Consider the following 13,561-nt stretch of genomic DNA (forward strand, 5'->3'; position numbering starts at 1 on the left):
TTCCTACCCTTTCAATGAATTAAGATGCTCGACATTTAAGGAATCAAATTTCTGAATCATCCGCTGTGCTAACACTCCGAAAATCAAGACCCCAATCAAGATATCAAAAATAACCCCAATTTCCACGAGTAAAGGCATCCCTTTCGTCAAAAGGAATCCCGCTAAGAAAATTCCGTTATCCATCATTAATATCCCTAAAACCTGAACCAAGGCCACTTTGCGGATAACCATCAACAAGAGTCCATAAAAAAGAAGTGAAAAAGCGATCGCCAGTCCATTGCGAAGCGCTGGCTCAACCAAATTCAGCAAGGGTTGAGTGATCACATAGGCCAGCACCGTTAAGGATGCGGCAACGACCAGAGAGGAGGTGCGTTTGAGGAAAACCTCTCCTACCCATTGAGTATGGGATTGATTCGCGGTACGCCGCAAAAGCCAAGGAATAATCCCTCCTTTGACAGCCAAAGTCAGGAGCGCCACTCCAATCATTTCCAACTCGGACGATCTAAACCCCTCGATTAAAACCAATAAGGCGATACTTATAGCTTGATAAGCCCACCAATTTAGCGCTTTACTCAGCTTTGTACTTCCCACAAGGGCTAAACCTGTTGCCAAAATGATAAAAAGCAAAAGTGGCTCAAGATTTGCTGGTATAGTCACTCCCATCTCAAATTCCTCCTTCCATCAGCAAAAATGTCACTAACGCAAGCATTGCACTAGCTGTAGCTGCCGCCAAATAGTTAGGAATTCGAAAGAGGCGCATCTTTACATTCAAGCTTTCAATCGTCGCAAAGAGGGCTCCCAATAAAGCGACACATAAAATTTGAGCTACAAGGCTCTGTGCTCCGATGATCAAGGCGAGCAGTTCAAGTAAAATGAGTTGTTTTAATTGTTCTGCCCAATTTAAAAAGGCCAGTGAACGTCCCGAATAGTCAAGCAGCATGCCTTCATGAATCATCGTCAGCTCCAGATGCGTATCTGGATTATCCACGGGAATTCGCCCCATTTCTGCAATCACAATGAACCCTAAAGCAAGTACCGCAAGCAAACGTGGAGTCTCTAGCAAGGATATTCCCTGCAGGTATTGAATAAGTCCCGTTAAAGATGTTGTTCCAGTCATCAACGCTAGGACGCTCAGGCTTAATAAAAATCCAGGTTCCACCAAGGCCGCAACGAATAATTCGCGGCTGCTTCCCATGCCTCCGAAGGCTCCAGCCACATCAAGTCCAGCTAATGTTAAGAAAAAGCGAGCCACACCAAAGCTGGCCACCAACCAAAATATAGTCCCGTATTGACTCATCGGTGCCCACCCCCAAGGGTTTGGAAGAACGAGAGTCGCGAGAAGCGAACTTCCCAGGACAAGGGATGGAGTGATCAGGAAAATCCAAGATGCATGTTCTGAAACCACTTCTTCCTTAAACCAATACTTACGAAGATCACGGTAAGGTTGCCAAAGCGAGGGGCCTTTTCTCATCTGCCAGAATGCTTTGGCCTTTTTGATCCACCCCTGCAAAAGTGGGGCTAAAGCGAAGAGGATCAGAACGTGCCCTATCGAAAAGAAGATGGTTCCTAAGTCTTTTTCAAAATCGAGTAACATTTTATAATCTCCTCTCCTCTTATAATGACCAAATCAGCACAATGACGAGTGTTATGAGCATATATCCCAGATAGAAATGAATACTGCCCCCTTGTAACGTCCGAATCCGCTCCGCACACCAGAGCAAAAGATGCGTGAAAGGCCGATAGATGATTTCCTCATACCGCTCTCGGGTTTTCCCTGTATAACTCAGATTTCGGACAACATAACGCGTTTCCGAATACTCTTTCTCAATCTTCGACTTCGATCCCAGGAGTTGCTTAAATAAAATGCGCAGTGGCATCGTAATCCCTAAGCTCGAATACTGCATGCGTGGGGTTAGCGGTGTCCCGCAGTTCCATGTCGCACCCACGCGTCGCCGCTGTCCTCGGGTGAGCAGATAGAGCAACCCTGTTATAAGCAGTAATAAAAGGCCATAAATTTTCACCGAAGCGAAAAAGCCTGACATAACAAGTGAATTAGAGGTTTCCACTGATACGGAACTGAAGCGCTCAGGCGATGAAGCAAATAAGCTTTGGACTGGAAGAGAAATCAGTTGAAATACCCCTTTAGGCCATAAAATCGCCCCAAAAGTGAGGCTAATCGCAATCCCTAGAGACCCGGTTTGCGACTTAGGAAGCTCTTCTGCCGTCTTCGCCTCAGGACTGCGAGCTTGCCCCAAAAAGGCACTGGCAAACCATTTTACCATCGTCGCTAAGGCTAATGCAGAAACTAAGCCAAGCGCCGCAATCACGAGTAGGAGTGTAAATTTAACCCCTCCTTCTCTCGCTTGGTGCGCGGTCTGATATAACGACTGAAATAACAGCCATTCTCCCCAAAATCCACCGAGGGGAGGCAATGAAGCTAGTCCTAACGCTCCAAACATAGCCCAAAATCCTGTCCAAGGAAGACGTCTCAGTAACCCTCCCATTTTCTCTAAGCTTCGCGTATGAGTCGCTTGGATGAGATTTCCGGCAACCATAAATAAGCTCGATTTAAACAACAGATGGTGAAGGACATGCCAAAAAAATGCAAACAAAGCGAGCTGCGCAATTTGGGGATAACCGAGCGCTTGCGATAACATTGCAGTCCCAAGGGCTATCGCTAAAATTCCTACATTTTCTACCGTAGAATAGGCAAGCACCCGTTTGACATCTTGCTGAACCGAGGCGTAGAGAATCCCCACGAAAGCGGAGATAATACCTGTTAATAACAGAAGGCCTCCCCACCACAGTTCGACCGGACCGAGCGTAAGATAAATGAGCCGCAACATCAAATAGAGAGCAATCTTGACCATCACTCCCGACATCAAGGCTGAAACAGGGGTAGGCGCAACCGGGTGAGCATAGGGTAACCAGATATGAAAGGGAACAAGTCCTGCTTTAGTGCCCAGCCCAATGAATAACCCTAGAAAGAGGAGATTTTTTTCTATGATACTTAGATTGGGAGAATAAGCAGCCCACGACGCAAACGCAAAACTTCCGGTTTTTGCATAAAAATACAAAACAACAGACGTTAGAAAGACGGTACCCAGGTGAGTCATGACCAGATAAATATAAGCTGCCCGCCGATTTTGGCTTTCTTCATGCTCATACATGACAAGAAAGAAAGAAAAGAGAGACATAACCTCCCAAAAGAGTAAGAACGTAAAGCCATCTTTCACCATCAGAACGCCGAACATGCTTCCTATAAAGGCTAGCCAAGAAACAGCAAACAAAAGAAGGGATTTCTTACCCTCATATTCCTTCATGTAGCTCCAAGCGTAAAGTGAAGATATTCCCTGTCCTAGGAAGAGAATGACAAGAAAAAAGGCGGTCAGTCCATCCGGTTTCCACCTTAGAACCTCTCCGCCTCCCCAAAAATTGTACCCTAATAAACCTAGACCTGCGAGTGCAGTTATCAAGGTTAAACCGAAGGTGCTTCGTCGTATAGCACGTTCAGTTTTTACATTGAGATTATACATACTCTGTTTCCTCCACTTAGCTTCTTTGTCCATTCCAAATCATGTACTATAACACTGACAACTTCAGTCCACGTATACCTTATTTATTGATACTTGTACTATAACACGCACATCCTTAATCTTATTCCTCTTAGCTCCTCTCTTTCAAGTTGCATAATCCTCCATATTTCTGGATATTCTCTCAAAATCTCGAAAAGATTTGCTTTTACCGAAGCTATGCTAAGTTTCTAGCCTATCGATAAGATTTCATGAGTTATAAAGAAAACCCAGAACTTATGCTGAATAATTATTTAAATTTCTACAAATACTGTATTTGAGTTTAAGGAGGTGTTACATATGCCCGGAAACGCAAAGCAATATGTTGATCAAAGTATGTCAGCAGTACAAACTACTGTTAGCACATTACAACAAGCACTTAGTTCTGCAGAAAAGCCAGAAAACAAAAACAAAATTCAACAAGCAATCAATTCACTAACCTCAGTACAGCAACAATTATCAGGGTATCAAGATTAATTAATATCTAAATTATTGTTGACTGAAACCTATTAAAAACACTTTATTCTGATCTACTCAGAATAAAGTGTTTTTCCATTTAAATTAAATTAGTTTCTTGTAAAAAGGTCAGCCATAAGTCTATGCCCCCCAACATTAGGATGCAGATGATCTGGGCCCAGTAGCAACTGTTCTCTCTCTCTAAGCGCTTTTGCTACGGGCACAACAACAAAATGAAATTCTCTTGCTTGATTCAGAATGCTGTGATTTGCGGCCTTAACTAAACCTTTTGCGAAAGCATCCGTCTCTTTGTCCATCGGGGGCAGAGGGTTATAAATCGTTGCTACCTTGACTAAAACGGATGGATTAATCGCCCGAATCTGTCCCCCGATTAACCTGAGATTATGGTTGAAGTTTCCTAAGATGAGGTCAATATTGGACCCCGAACCTGAGATAAGACCTTTACCGACGGCGAGCAGGTCATTGGAACCAATCGTTAGGCTAATAAATTTAGCCTGTGCAATCAAGGTGTGGAACCTTTTTTGTCCCACCATTGCTGCTAACTCTTCACTCGTCAATCCATTCACCCCAAGGTTAATATACCGAAGACTCGGATCAAAAGAGAGAAGGTTTTTATAATATAGATTAGCAAATGATTGATTCGACCCAACTCCATAACCTGTTGTAATTGAGTCCCCCAGAGCCAAGTAGATTGTGCTCACGATTAAAGGATCACTCCTCTACTCCTTTTTTGCAATTCTAAATCTCAATTTCACTATATATTATTTAACGTTGTTTCTCGTTGATCCATTTTCTCTTAAATAGTGCGCAAAAGGAGCTGTCGCAAAACCTATGGTCGTGTAGTTTCGGGTCTTTTGTAATAGTCCATAATTATTGTGCGCACGAAAAAGGAGCTGTTTTGCGACAGCCCCTACATCCTCAGTTATTGGGCTACATCGACCCAATCGGTCGCGACAAGTGCTTCTAACTCCTCAACTTTCAACCCCACGGCAGCATTCGGTGCCCCTGCAGCAGGATATACCTTTGCATAGGCTCTCAAAGATTGATCAAGGTAAACCGGAATCTTCTCTTTTAAGCCAAAGGGACATACTCCACCAACAGGATGCCCTGTAATTTCCAGTACCTGTTCCACTTCAGGCATCTTTGGCTTCGCCTTAAACATATCTTTAAACTTGCGATTATCGAGTCGTTTATCTCCTGCCATCAAAACCATGATAAAATCATCTTTAACTTGCAAAAGCAGGGACTTTGCAATCTCCCCAGGCGTCACCCCTATGCTTTCCGCTGCTTTGGCAACTGTACTCGTGTCTTCAAAAGTAAGAATCTGGATCTCCTTATCTTTGGTGTCAAAAAAATCGCGAACCGCTTGAACAGTCATAACCTTCCTCCACCCTAACTTTCTATGTATGGTTAAAAGCCTGACTACTTTAAGCAGCCAGGCTTTTAATTGCGTTTTCAGTTTAGAGCCTTCAAAAGACTTAAGCTCCTAAGAGTTCACGCACGATTTGATTAACTCGACTTCCATCGGCGCGTCCTTTGGTCTTTTGAGTAATCTTCCCCATCACCTTACCAAGGTCTTTAGGCCCTTGAGCCCCTACCTCAGTAATCGCTTCTTGGGCAAGCTGACGAATTTCCCCTTCAGAAAGCTGTTGAGGAAGGTACTCCATGAGAATAGAGATTTCCTCTTCCAAAGCCTTCACAGTATCTGGGCGATTCGCCTTAGCAAACTCTACAATAGAATCTCGGCGCATTTTTACTTCGTGCGCGAGAATTTCAATCACTTGTTGATCGCTGAATTCCGTTTTCTTGTCTATTTCACCATACTTAATGGCGGCCCGAGCCATACGGATGACGGAAAGTCTTACCTTCCCCTCCTCTTTGGCCTTCATGGCAACCTTCATATCCTCAACGAGGCGATCCTTCAGGGACAATTTGAGCATCTCCTTACTTGAACTTGCGTTTACGAGCAGCTTCGGATTTTTTCTTCCTCTTCACGCTAGGTTTTTCGTAATGCTCATGTTTACGGGCTTCCGAAATAACGCCTGCCTTTTGACACGTACGCTTGAACCGGCGGAGTGCGCTATCCAGGGATTCGTTTTTTCCAACTTTAATTTCACTCATTATCTTATCCCTCCCTCCACTGGATCATCACAGATATACTATTAGATTATAATAGATGAAACCGGGAACGTCAAGTTTGAGAACTCAACTCAAATGCATATATTCTAGGTTTAGGCGATATTGACACCTAAAGGTTTCCCCCCTAGAACATGAAAATGCAAATGCTGGACGGCTTGCCCACCCTCTTCACCAATGTTAGTGACAACACGGTAGCCCAATTCTGCGACTCCAAATTCTCGTGCTAATTTTTGAGCTAGCATGAGGATATGCCCCATCAACCCTTCATCCACAGGTAAGACTTCCTCCAGACTGGCAATATGTTTTTTCGTGATTAACAGCAAATGTACGGGCGCTAAAGGATTTATGTCTTTGATAACAAGCACTTGATCATCTTCGAAGACAACTTCACTCGGTATTTCTTTATCAATAATTTTACAGAAGATGCAATCTGCCATGAACTCGAAGCCTCCCTTATGTATATGCTTAATTTTCCTCATAGGTTCAGCATTTCTCATAGGTAAATTTTTCTATATTAGATATAATTATAGCATATTATTTCAAAAGATGATCTTTCTCAAAGACAAATTCAACGAGTTCTCCACTTTCCCACGCCTTTCCATCACTTCGCGGCGGGAGTTTAACTTGGATATAATTTCGCGTGTGTCCAGTGGCGGTTCCATCCTCACCAACACGCTCAATCAAAACCTCAAGCGTTTGACCTACACATTTTTCAACATAATCTTCATGACTTTGTTGGGCGACCTCCATCAAGGCTTTAACCCGCTGCTCTTTAACCTTTTTAGTGAGGTGATCCGAATACTTGGCAGCAGGCGTACCTTTCCGTTTCGAATACGGAAAAACATGAACTCCAGCAAAATGACAGGAGCGAACGAATTCGAGAGAATCCTGGAAGTCTTGCTCCGTCTCTCCGGGGAACCCGACGATAACATCCGTGGTAATTGCGATTCCCGGAAGTTTTTGATTGAATTCATCGATGAGATTCTTAAATTCCTGTGTGGTGTAAGGCCTTTTCATGCGCGATAAAATGGTATCACTCCCGCATTGAAGTGGAATATGAAGATGGGAACAGACACCAGAAGATGAAAGAATAACCTCAATCAATTCTGGGGTGAATTCCATGGGTTCAGTAGAACTTAGTCTTAAGCGACTCAAGCCAGGGATGTTGGTTAGTTCCTTAACTAAGCGCGCGAGATTCCAATCTTCGCCACTGTCTTCACCGTAAGAGCCCGTATGGATCCCGGTCAAAACAATCTCCTTATATCCGGCGGAGACGAGCTTCTTCGCCTCGGCAATAACATTCTCATGTTTCCTGCTCCGAACCGGTCCACGGGCGTAGGGAATAATACAATAGGTGCAAAACTTATTACAGCCGTCTTGAATTTTTAAAGTTGCTCGAGTTCGACTTTCTCCCTCCATCAAGGGAAGTTCCTCAAATTCTTGAGCATCCCAAATCGTATGCACCTGGCTCTGAGGCTTTTGTTCTTGGCGAACTTGCTCAATAAGTTCGAGTATTTTACCCCGATCCTGAGTTCCCAGAACGAGATCGACTCCTTCGATCTCTAAGACCTCGCCTGGAGCAGTTTGAGCGTAGCAGCCCATAACAACAACAAAAGCGTCTGGATGGGATTTAATCATCCGTCGAATCACCTGACGAGATTTAGCATCTCCCGTATTCGTCACCGTGCACGTATTGACAACAACGACATCCGCCTCGTCTAAGGGAGTTACTACCTCATACCCGTTATTATGGAATAACTGGGCGAGGGCTTCACTCTCCGTCTGATTCACTTTACAGCCCAGAGTTAAGAAACACACACTCTGAGGTATTGCTTTTAATGATTCTATAGTGTCATCTGAAGGCATATCCGTCACCCCCTTTAGCTTATTGTTAAATACAAGTGCGATACTCATCCTAAATCCCCGTAATGCGCTAGAACCATAGTCATTGTCGCAATCGCGGCGGTCTCTGCTCGCAGAATCCGTGGACCTAAGGAAACACTTATAGCCCCCAAATGTTCCTGTGCCCAGGACACTTCAGAGGCATCAAACCCTCCTTCAGGGCCAATGATCAGGGCAATCGGTTGCAGAGGATCAAAGCGATCGAGCACCGAGTGCAGACGTTCTGTCTTCTCTTCTTCATAGGAAATCAGCCATTGCGTATTCGCAGGTAAAAGGTTTTGAAGTTCAGACCAATTCGCAACCTCAAAAATCTGAGGTTCTTGAACGCGGTGAGATTGTTTAGCTGCTTCGCCTGCTATTTTTTGCCAACGCTGCACCCGCTCAACGGCTTTAGTTCCTTCCAAACGCATAACCGCACGTTTTGCTCGTAAAGGGACTAAACCGGAAATCCCCAGCTCGGTCCCTTTTTGGATCACCCATTCCATCTTCTCCCCTTTAGAGAGACCGGCGATGAGATAGACCTTGGTTTTAGCCTCAACCTCTGGATGAGACGTCTCTAAGATCCGGCACGTTACGCTTTTGTCTTCGATCTTAAGAATCGTCGCGTAATACTCTGCTCCCGTATTATCAAATCCGATAATATCATCACCAGGGGCTAAACGAAGAACCCTAGCCAAATGCTCCCGTTCATCCCCCCGAAGCCAAAACGCGTTTTTACCGAGTTCTGTGATTTTAAAGCGATGCAATCTATTTCCACCTCGCGCGTAAAAGTACCCACCCAGAATCTTCTTTCTTCTCAATCACTTCGAGTCCAGCCTCGCGCATACCGACTTCAACATCCTCAACTCGATTATCGATAATCCCTGAAGCCAGGAATTCTCCCTCAGGTTTCATAATCCGTTTAAGGTCGGACAAAAGCATTAAAATAACATCAGCAATAATATTGGCCACAACTAAATCCGCTTTTCCTTTCAGTACCGTACCCAAATCGCCATGTTTAACACTGACCTGGGCTAAAACTTGATTCAAATCCACATTTTCCTGTGCCACCTTGACCGCAACAGGGTCCAAATCAACCGCTTCGACTTGCGCCCCGAGCTTAGCAGCTGCAATCGCTAATATGCCAGAACCTGTTCCCAAGTCAAAAACTTTCATCCCTGGCTTAACAATTTCCTCAAGTTCCTCTAAGCAAAGTGTGGTCGTCGCATGAGTCCCCGTGCCAAAGGCCATGCCTGGATCAAGTTCCAGCACCAAATCCTCAACAGTGGGATTAATGTCTTCCCAGGAGGGTTTAATTACGAACCGCTTTCCAACTCGGGTGGGCTTAAAATATGCCTTCCACGCTGTAGCCCAGTCTTCTTCCTGAACGGTTATGCCCTTCACTTGGATGACCCATTCCGGAAAGCGCTCGACTAATTCGCGAAGCTTTTCATCCAGCCGTTCCATGCGCTGTGTGAGATGCTCATCTTCGCATAGATATCCCTTGATGATCGAAGTTCCCGTCAACGCGACTTCTCCGAAACTATGATAATCCCAAATTCCAGATTCAATATAGTTCCGTAAAAGTTCAGGGTCTTCGACACTAACTCCTGGACAGCCGATTTGATAAAAAAGATCGGCAACAGCCTCCTCTCCCTCTGATGAAACCGTTACCGCAACTTCACGCCAATTCATTAATCACATGGCCCCTCTACTCATTATTGCCTTTACCCGATCGCATCGCGTAAATTTTCCTTGACCTTATCGAAAAAAGACTTTTTACCCATTTGTTGTTGCTGAGTTGTTGTATCCGCAAATTCCTGTAAAAGTTCTTTTTGTTTATCGGTAAGTTTGGTTGGCGTTGCCACAACGACACGAACATGTTGGTCACCGCGACCACTTCCTCGGCGATAGGGAACCCCATGCCCACGTAACCGGAAAACAGTCCCTGTCTGAGTGCCTTCTGGCACTTTCATTTTTACACTGCCATCAAGAGTGGGTACTTCCATTTCCGTACCCAGGGCTGCCTGCACAAACGTAATGGGAATCTCGCAGTAAATATCATTGCCATCCCGTTCAAAGAATTTGTGGGATTTGACATGCAACACAACATAGAGATCGCCTGCTGGCCCCCCCTTTTTACCCCCTTCACCACTGCCGCTAAAGCGTAGATTCAGACCTTCCTCAGAGCCAGCCGGAACACTCACTTTAAGTGATTTTACGTTGCGAACCTGACCTTGACCGTTACACGCCTTACAAGGGGAACTGATCATCTGCCCCTCGCCATGACAGGTCGGGCACGTACGAGCTGTCTGAACCATGCCAAATGGAGTCCGCTGATTTACTTTAACCTGACCTGACCCATGACACTCTGTACATTGCGTAGGGTGTGTTCCCGGTGCAGCCCCTGAACCTTGACATTCACTACATGTTTCATGTCGTGGGATCTGAATTTCCTTTTCTACACCAAAAGCCGCTTCTTCAAAGGCAATTGTCAAATCATAACGCAGATCAGATCCGCGAGTGGGTCCATTACGGCGCTGTCCGCCGCCTCCACCACCGCCAAAAAACATATCAAAGATGTCACCGAAACCACCAAAGTCTCCGCCGCCAAAGGCACCACCGAATCCACCTGAATTGGGGTCTGTCCCTGCATGTCCGAATTGGTCATAACGTGCACGTTTATCCGAATCACCTAAGACATCATAAGCTTCGGTCGCCTCTTTGAATCGCTCTTCCGCTCCTTTATCCCCCGGGTTAACATCCGGATGGTTCTGGCGGGCTAACTTCCGGTATGCTTGTTTAATTTCTTGTTCGCTCGCAGTCTTTTCAACCCCAAGCACCTCATAATAATCGTGTTTCATCTTTTCCCTCCATCACTCCTGCTTAACCATCCGAAACTCTATTCACAATAACATGAATTTGGGGCACAGGGGAGACTTATCTCCCCTGCACCCTTTAAAATCAATCTTTACTCTGAAAAATTTTATTTATTTTTATCAGGATCTACTTCAGTATATTCGGCATCAACCACATTGTCATCTTGTTTTGCTTCTCCGCTTGCTCCAGCACCCGCTGCACCTGCGTCAGCGCCTGGTGCACCCGCATTTTGTTGGTACATTTTTTCAACAAACGGATAGAGAACTTTGTTGACCGCCTCAGTTTTAGCCTTAATTTCTTCGAGATTTTCACTATTAGCTACGGCTTTGAGCTCTTCAACTGCCTTCTTAATCGGCTCGATTTCATTTTCGGGAGCTTTTCCTTCGAAATCCTTCAGCGATTTCTCGGTTTGATAAACAATGGAATCGGCTTGGTTCTTCGCATCAACTAACTCTTTACGCTTTTTATCTTCATCAGCATGGAGTTCAGCATCTTTTTGCATCTTTTCAATTTCATCTTTGCTTAAACCTGTCGAGGAGGTAATCGTTACTTTTTGTTCATTACCCGTAGCCATATCCTTAGCTGAAACGTGAACGATACCATTGGCATCGATATCAAATTTCACTTCGATTTGTGGAATTCCGCGAGGAGCCGGGGCAATCCCTGAGAGTTGGAAACGACCCAAGGTTTTATTGCCTGCTGCCATCTCACGCTCTCCTTGTAGGACATGAATATCAACCGAGGTTTGACCATCCGCAGCCGTCGAGAAGACTTGGCTTTTCGTCGAGGGTACAGTCGTGTTCCGGTCAATAATCCGGGTAAAGACTCCACCCATGGTTTCGATTCCAAGAGATAGCGGGGTAACATCAACAAGGATGATGTCCTTCACATCTCCGGCAAGAACCCCTCCTTGAATTGCTGCACCGAGGGCAACCACTTCGTCAGGGTTAACGCTCTTGTTTGGCTCTTTACCACTCATTTTTCGGATTTCATCTTGAACCGCAGGAATACGGCTCGATCCACCGACAAGGATAACTTGGTGAATATCATTCCAGGTCAATTTCGAATCACTTAGCGCTTGACGTGTCGGTCCAAGTGTAGCTTCGACAAGATCAGCTGTTAATTCATCGAACTTCGAGCGAGAAATGTTCATATCCATATGAACAGGTCCTTCAGCGGTCATCGTGATAAAGGGCAGGTTGACGTTGGAAGTCGTCACGCCTGACAATTCGATTTTCGCTTTCTCAGCAGCTTCCTTCAACCGTTGGAGAGCCACTTTATCTTTACTAAGGTCTACACCGTTCGTCTTTTTAAATTCAACAACCATATAATCAATTAAGCGTTGGTCAAAATCGTCTCCACCTAATTTATTATTACCACTGGTCGCTTTAACTTCAACCATACCTTGACTCAGTTCAAGAACAGATACGTCGAAGGTCCCACCACCCAAGTCAAAAACGAGAACGGTTTGATCGTTTTGTTTATCCACGCCATAAGCCAATGCAGCAGCGGTTGGTTCGTTAATGATCCGTTTCACTTCAAGTCCAGCAATAGTTCCAGCATCTTTAGTCGCTTGACGTTGTGCGTCGGAAAAGTAAGCGGGTACTGTAATTACAGCTTCAGTTACCGGCTGGCCAAGATAAGCTTCAGCATCAGCCTTTAATTTTTGCAGAACCATCGCTGAGATTTCTTGTGGGGAATAGCTTTTATCATCAATATTTACTTTGTAGTCAGAACCCATATGACGTTTAATGGAAATCACGGTTTTATCCGGGTTGGAAACGGCTTGACGTTTCGCAACTTGTCCAACTAAACGTTCACCTGTTTTTGAGAAGCCTACAACTGAAGGAGTGGTACGGTTTCCTTCCGCATTTGGGATAACAACAGCTTCTCCGCCTTCCATAACTGCTACACAAGAATTTGTCGTTCCTAAGTCAATTCCAATAATTTTACCCATAATAAATTCTTCCTCCTTATCAATGCTAGCGTGAGACTTTTACCATGCTAGGGCGCAATACTTTGTCCTTAAGATAATATCCTCTTTGAAGCTCTTCGACCACAGTATTTTCCTTATATTCCTCCGAATCCACTTGCAGAACAGCGTCGTGTAACTTCGGATCGAAAGTCTGGCCTACCGCTTCAATAGGAGCAAGACCTTCTTTTTCTAAACCTGTTTTCATTTGTTTCAAAATCATTTCCACGCCCTGTAAAAAGGACTTGAAATCTTGATTGGATTGTGAAGATGCCACTGCACGCTCAAAATTATCGAGTATAGGAAGCATCGCTACGATGACTTGTTCAGAAGCATACTTTAAAGTGTCTTCTCTTTCCTTTTGACTCCGTTTCCGGAAGTTATCAAATTCCGCTTGGAGACGTTGCAAGCGAGCATAATAATCATCCGCTTGTTCTTTGCTTTGTTTAAGCTCCGCCTCTAGGGTTAGGATTTTCTCTTCCATAGATACTTCTGGAACATCTTCCAGGACTTCTTCCCCGCCGTCGTGAACTTCACCCTCGGCAAGATTTCCTTCTGTCAAATCTTTATCTCGGAGATCAACTTCTTCTTCATTCTCCTGATGCAAATTTGGGGTTTTTTCTCCCCACTTGGCCATTGT

General features: G+C 44.8%; 15 protein-coding genes. 1 reads left to right on the forward strand and 14 read right to left on the reverse strand.

Translation table 11 applies throughout. The annotated features are described in order from the left end of the window. Positions 1-3: 3 nt before the first annotated feature. Genes DESME_RS12585 through DESME_RS12595 form a run of 3 tightly spaced genes read right to left on the reverse strand, consistent with a single transcriptional unit; the run spans position 4 to position 3,536 of the window. Entirely contained in the window at positions 4-663 is a 660-nt protein-coding gene (locus DESME_RS12585; protein WP_006715892.1) for a hypothetical protein, read from the reverse strand. A 1-nt stretch (position 664) separates the two neighbouring features. Further along, complete coding sequence (locus tag DESME_RS12590) at positions 665-1,594, reverse strand: respiratory chain complex I subunit 1 family protein (protein ID WP_006715891.1); 930 nt, start codon at positions 1,592-1,594, stop codon at positions 665-667. A 19-nt stretch (positions 1,595-1,613) separates the two neighbouring features. Further along, positions 1,614-3,536: a proton-conducting transporter transmembrane domain-containing protein gene (locus DESME_RS12595; RefSeq protein WP_006715890.1), complete on the reverse strand. Its 1,923-nt coding sequence runs from the start codon at positions 3,534-3,536 to the stop codon at positions 1,614-1,616. Positions 3,537-3,872: 336 nt separating this feature from the next. Between DESME_RS12595 and DESME_RS16120 the strand changes: the two genes are divergently transcribed. Continuing rightward, positions 3,873-4,049 carry a hypothetical protein gene (locus tag DESME_RS16120; RefSeq protein WP_006715889.1) on the forward strand — a complete coding sequence of 59 codons (177 nt, stop codon included), beginning with the start codon at positions 3,873-3,875 and terminating at the stop codon, positions 4,047-4,049. Positions 4,050-4,138: 89 nt separating this feature from the next. Here the strand turns inward: DESME_RS16120 and DESME_RS12600 are convergent, their stop codons facing one another. The 11 genes from DESME_RS12600 to grpE form a co-directional block, all read right to left on the reverse strand. Next, positions 4,139-4,750 carry an SGNH/GDSL hydrolase family protein gene (locus DESME_RS12600; protein ID WP_006715888.1) on the reverse strand — a complete coding sequence of 204 codons (612 nt, stop codon included), beginning with the start codon at positions 4,748-4,750 and terminating at the stop codon, positions 4,139-4,141. A gap of 221 nt (positions 4,751-4,971) precedes the next feature. Then, positions 4,972-5,427 (reverse strand): YbaK/EbsC family protein, encoded by a 456-nt coding sequence (locus tag DESME_RS12605; protein ID WP_006715887.1) that lies wholly within the window; start codon positions 5,425-5,427, stop codon positions 4,972-4,974. 100 nt (positions 5,428-5,527) lie between these two features. Beyond that, entirely contained in the window at positions 5,528-5,980 is a 453-nt protein-coding gene (locus DESME_RS12610) for a GatB/YqeY domain-containing protein (RefSeq protein ID WP_006715886.1), read from the reverse strand. Positions 5,981-5,993: 13 nt separating this feature from the next. After that, entirely contained in the window at positions 5,994-6,170 is a 177-nt protein-coding gene (rpsU, locus tag DESME_RS12615) for a 30S ribosomal protein S21 (RefSeq protein ID WP_006715885.1), read from the reverse strand. Positions 6,171-6,280: 110 nt separating this feature from the next. Beyond that, positions 6,281-6,625, reverse strand: a complete 345-nt coding sequence (locus DESME_RS12620; RefSeq protein ID WP_006715884.1) for a histidine triad nucleotide-binding protein — start codon at positions 6,623-6,625, stop codon at positions 6,281-6,283. Positions 6,626-6,722: 97 nt separating this feature from the next. Beyond that, entirely contained in the window at positions 6,723-8,054 is a 1,332-nt protein-coding gene (gene mtaB, locus DESME_RS12625; protein WP_156922773.1) for a tRNA (N(6)-L-threonylcarbamoyladenosine(37)-C(2))-methylthiotransferase MtaB, read from the reverse strand. Between the two features lie 44 nt (positions 8,055-8,098). After that, a complete protein-coding gene (locus DESME_RS12630) occupies positions 8,099-8,836 on the reverse strand; it encodes a 16S rRNA (uracil(1498)-N(3))-methyltransferase (RefSeq protein ID WP_006715882.1) in 738 nt (245 codons plus the stop codon). Position 8,837: 1 nt separating this feature from the next. Beyond that, a complete protein-coding gene (gene prmA, locus DESME_RS12635) occupies positions 8,838-9,764 on the reverse strand; it encodes a 50S ribosomal protein L11 methyltransferase (protein WP_006715881.1) in 927 nt (308 codons plus the stop codon). A gap of 32 nt (positions 9,765-9,796) precedes the next feature. After that, positions 9,797-10,933 carry a molecular chaperone DnaJ gene (gene dnaJ / locus DESME_RS12640; RefSeq protein ID WP_006715880.1) on the reverse strand — a complete coding sequence of 379 codons (1,137 nt, stop codon included), beginning with the start codon at positions 10,931-10,933 and terminating at the stop codon, positions 9,797-9,799. Positions 10,934-11,055: 122 nt separating this feature from the next. Then, positions 11,056-12,906 carry a molecular chaperone DnaK gene (gene dnaK / locus DESME_RS12645; protein ID WP_006715879.1) on the reverse strand — a complete coding sequence of 617 codons (1,851 nt, stop codon included), beginning with the start codon at positions 12,904-12,906 and terminating at the stop codon, positions 11,056-11,058. A 25-nt stretch (positions 12,907-12,931) separates the two neighbouring features. Then, on the reverse strand, positions 12,932-13,558 hold the full coding sequence (grpE, locus tag DESME_RS12650) for a nucleotide exchange factor GrpE (RefSeq protein ID WP_006715878.1): 627 nt from the start codon (positions 13,556-13,558) through the stop codon (positions 12,932-12,934). Positions 13,559-13,561 lie beyond the last annotated feature (3 nt).

This window comes from Desulfitobacterium metallireducens DSM 15288 (genome assembly GCF_000231405.2).
In the GTDB taxonomy this organism is placed as follows: Bacteria; Bacillota; Desulfitobacteriia; order Desulfitobacteriales; family Desulfitobacteriaceae; genus Desulfitobacterium_A; species Desulfitobacterium_A metallireducens.

Excerpts from the sequence above, each read along its gene's own strand:
- DESME_RS12590 (WP_006715891.1), bottom strand. The coding sequence starts at position 1,594 with ATGTTACTCGATTTTGAAAAAGACTTAGGAACCATCTTCTTTTCGATA.
- DESME_RS12585 (WP_006715892.1), bottom strand. The coding sequence starts at position 663 with ATGGGAGTGACTATACCAGCAAATCTTGAGCCACTTTTGCTTTTTATC.
- rpsU (WP_006715885.1), bottom strand. The coding sequence starts at position 6,170 with ATGAGTGAAATTAAAGTTGGAAAAAACGAATCCCTGGATAGCGCACTC.
- prmA (WP_006715881.1), bottom strand. The coding sequence starts at position 9,764 with ATGAATTGGCGTGAAGTTGCGGTAACGGTTTCATCAGAGGGAGAGGAG.
- DESME_RS16120 (WP_006715889.1), top strand. The coding sequence starts at position 3,873 with ATGCCCGGAAACGCAAAGCAATATGTTGATCAAAGTATGTCAGCAGTA.
- grpE (WP_006715878.1), bottom strand. The coding sequence starts at position 13,558 with ATGGCCAAGTGGGGAGAAAAAACCCCAAATTTGCATCAGGAGAATGAA.
- dnaK (WP_006715879.1), bottom strand. The coding sequence starts at position 12,906 with ATGGGTAAAATTATTGGAATTGACTTAGGAACGACAAATTCTTGTGTA.
- DESME_RS12595 (WP_006715890.1), bottom strand. The coding sequence starts at position 3,536 with ATGTATAATCTCAATGTAAAAACTGAACGTGCTATACGACGAAGCACC.
- DESME_RS12620 (WP_006715884.1), bottom strand. The coding sequence starts at position 6,625 with ATGGCAGATTGCATCTTCTGTAAAATTATTGATAAAGAAATACCGAGT.
- dnaJ (WP_006715880.1), bottom strand. The coding sequence starts at position 10,933 with ATGAAACACGATTATTATGAGGTGCTTGGGGTTGAAAAGACTGCGAGC.
- DESME_RS12605 (WP_006715887.1), bottom strand. The coding sequence starts at position 5,427 with ATGACTGTTCAAGCGGTTCGCGATTTTTTTGACACCAAAGATAAGGAG.
- mtaB (WP_156922773.1), bottom strand. The coding sequence starts at position 8,054 with ATGCCTTCAGATGACACTATAGAATCATTAAAAGCAATACCTCAGAGT.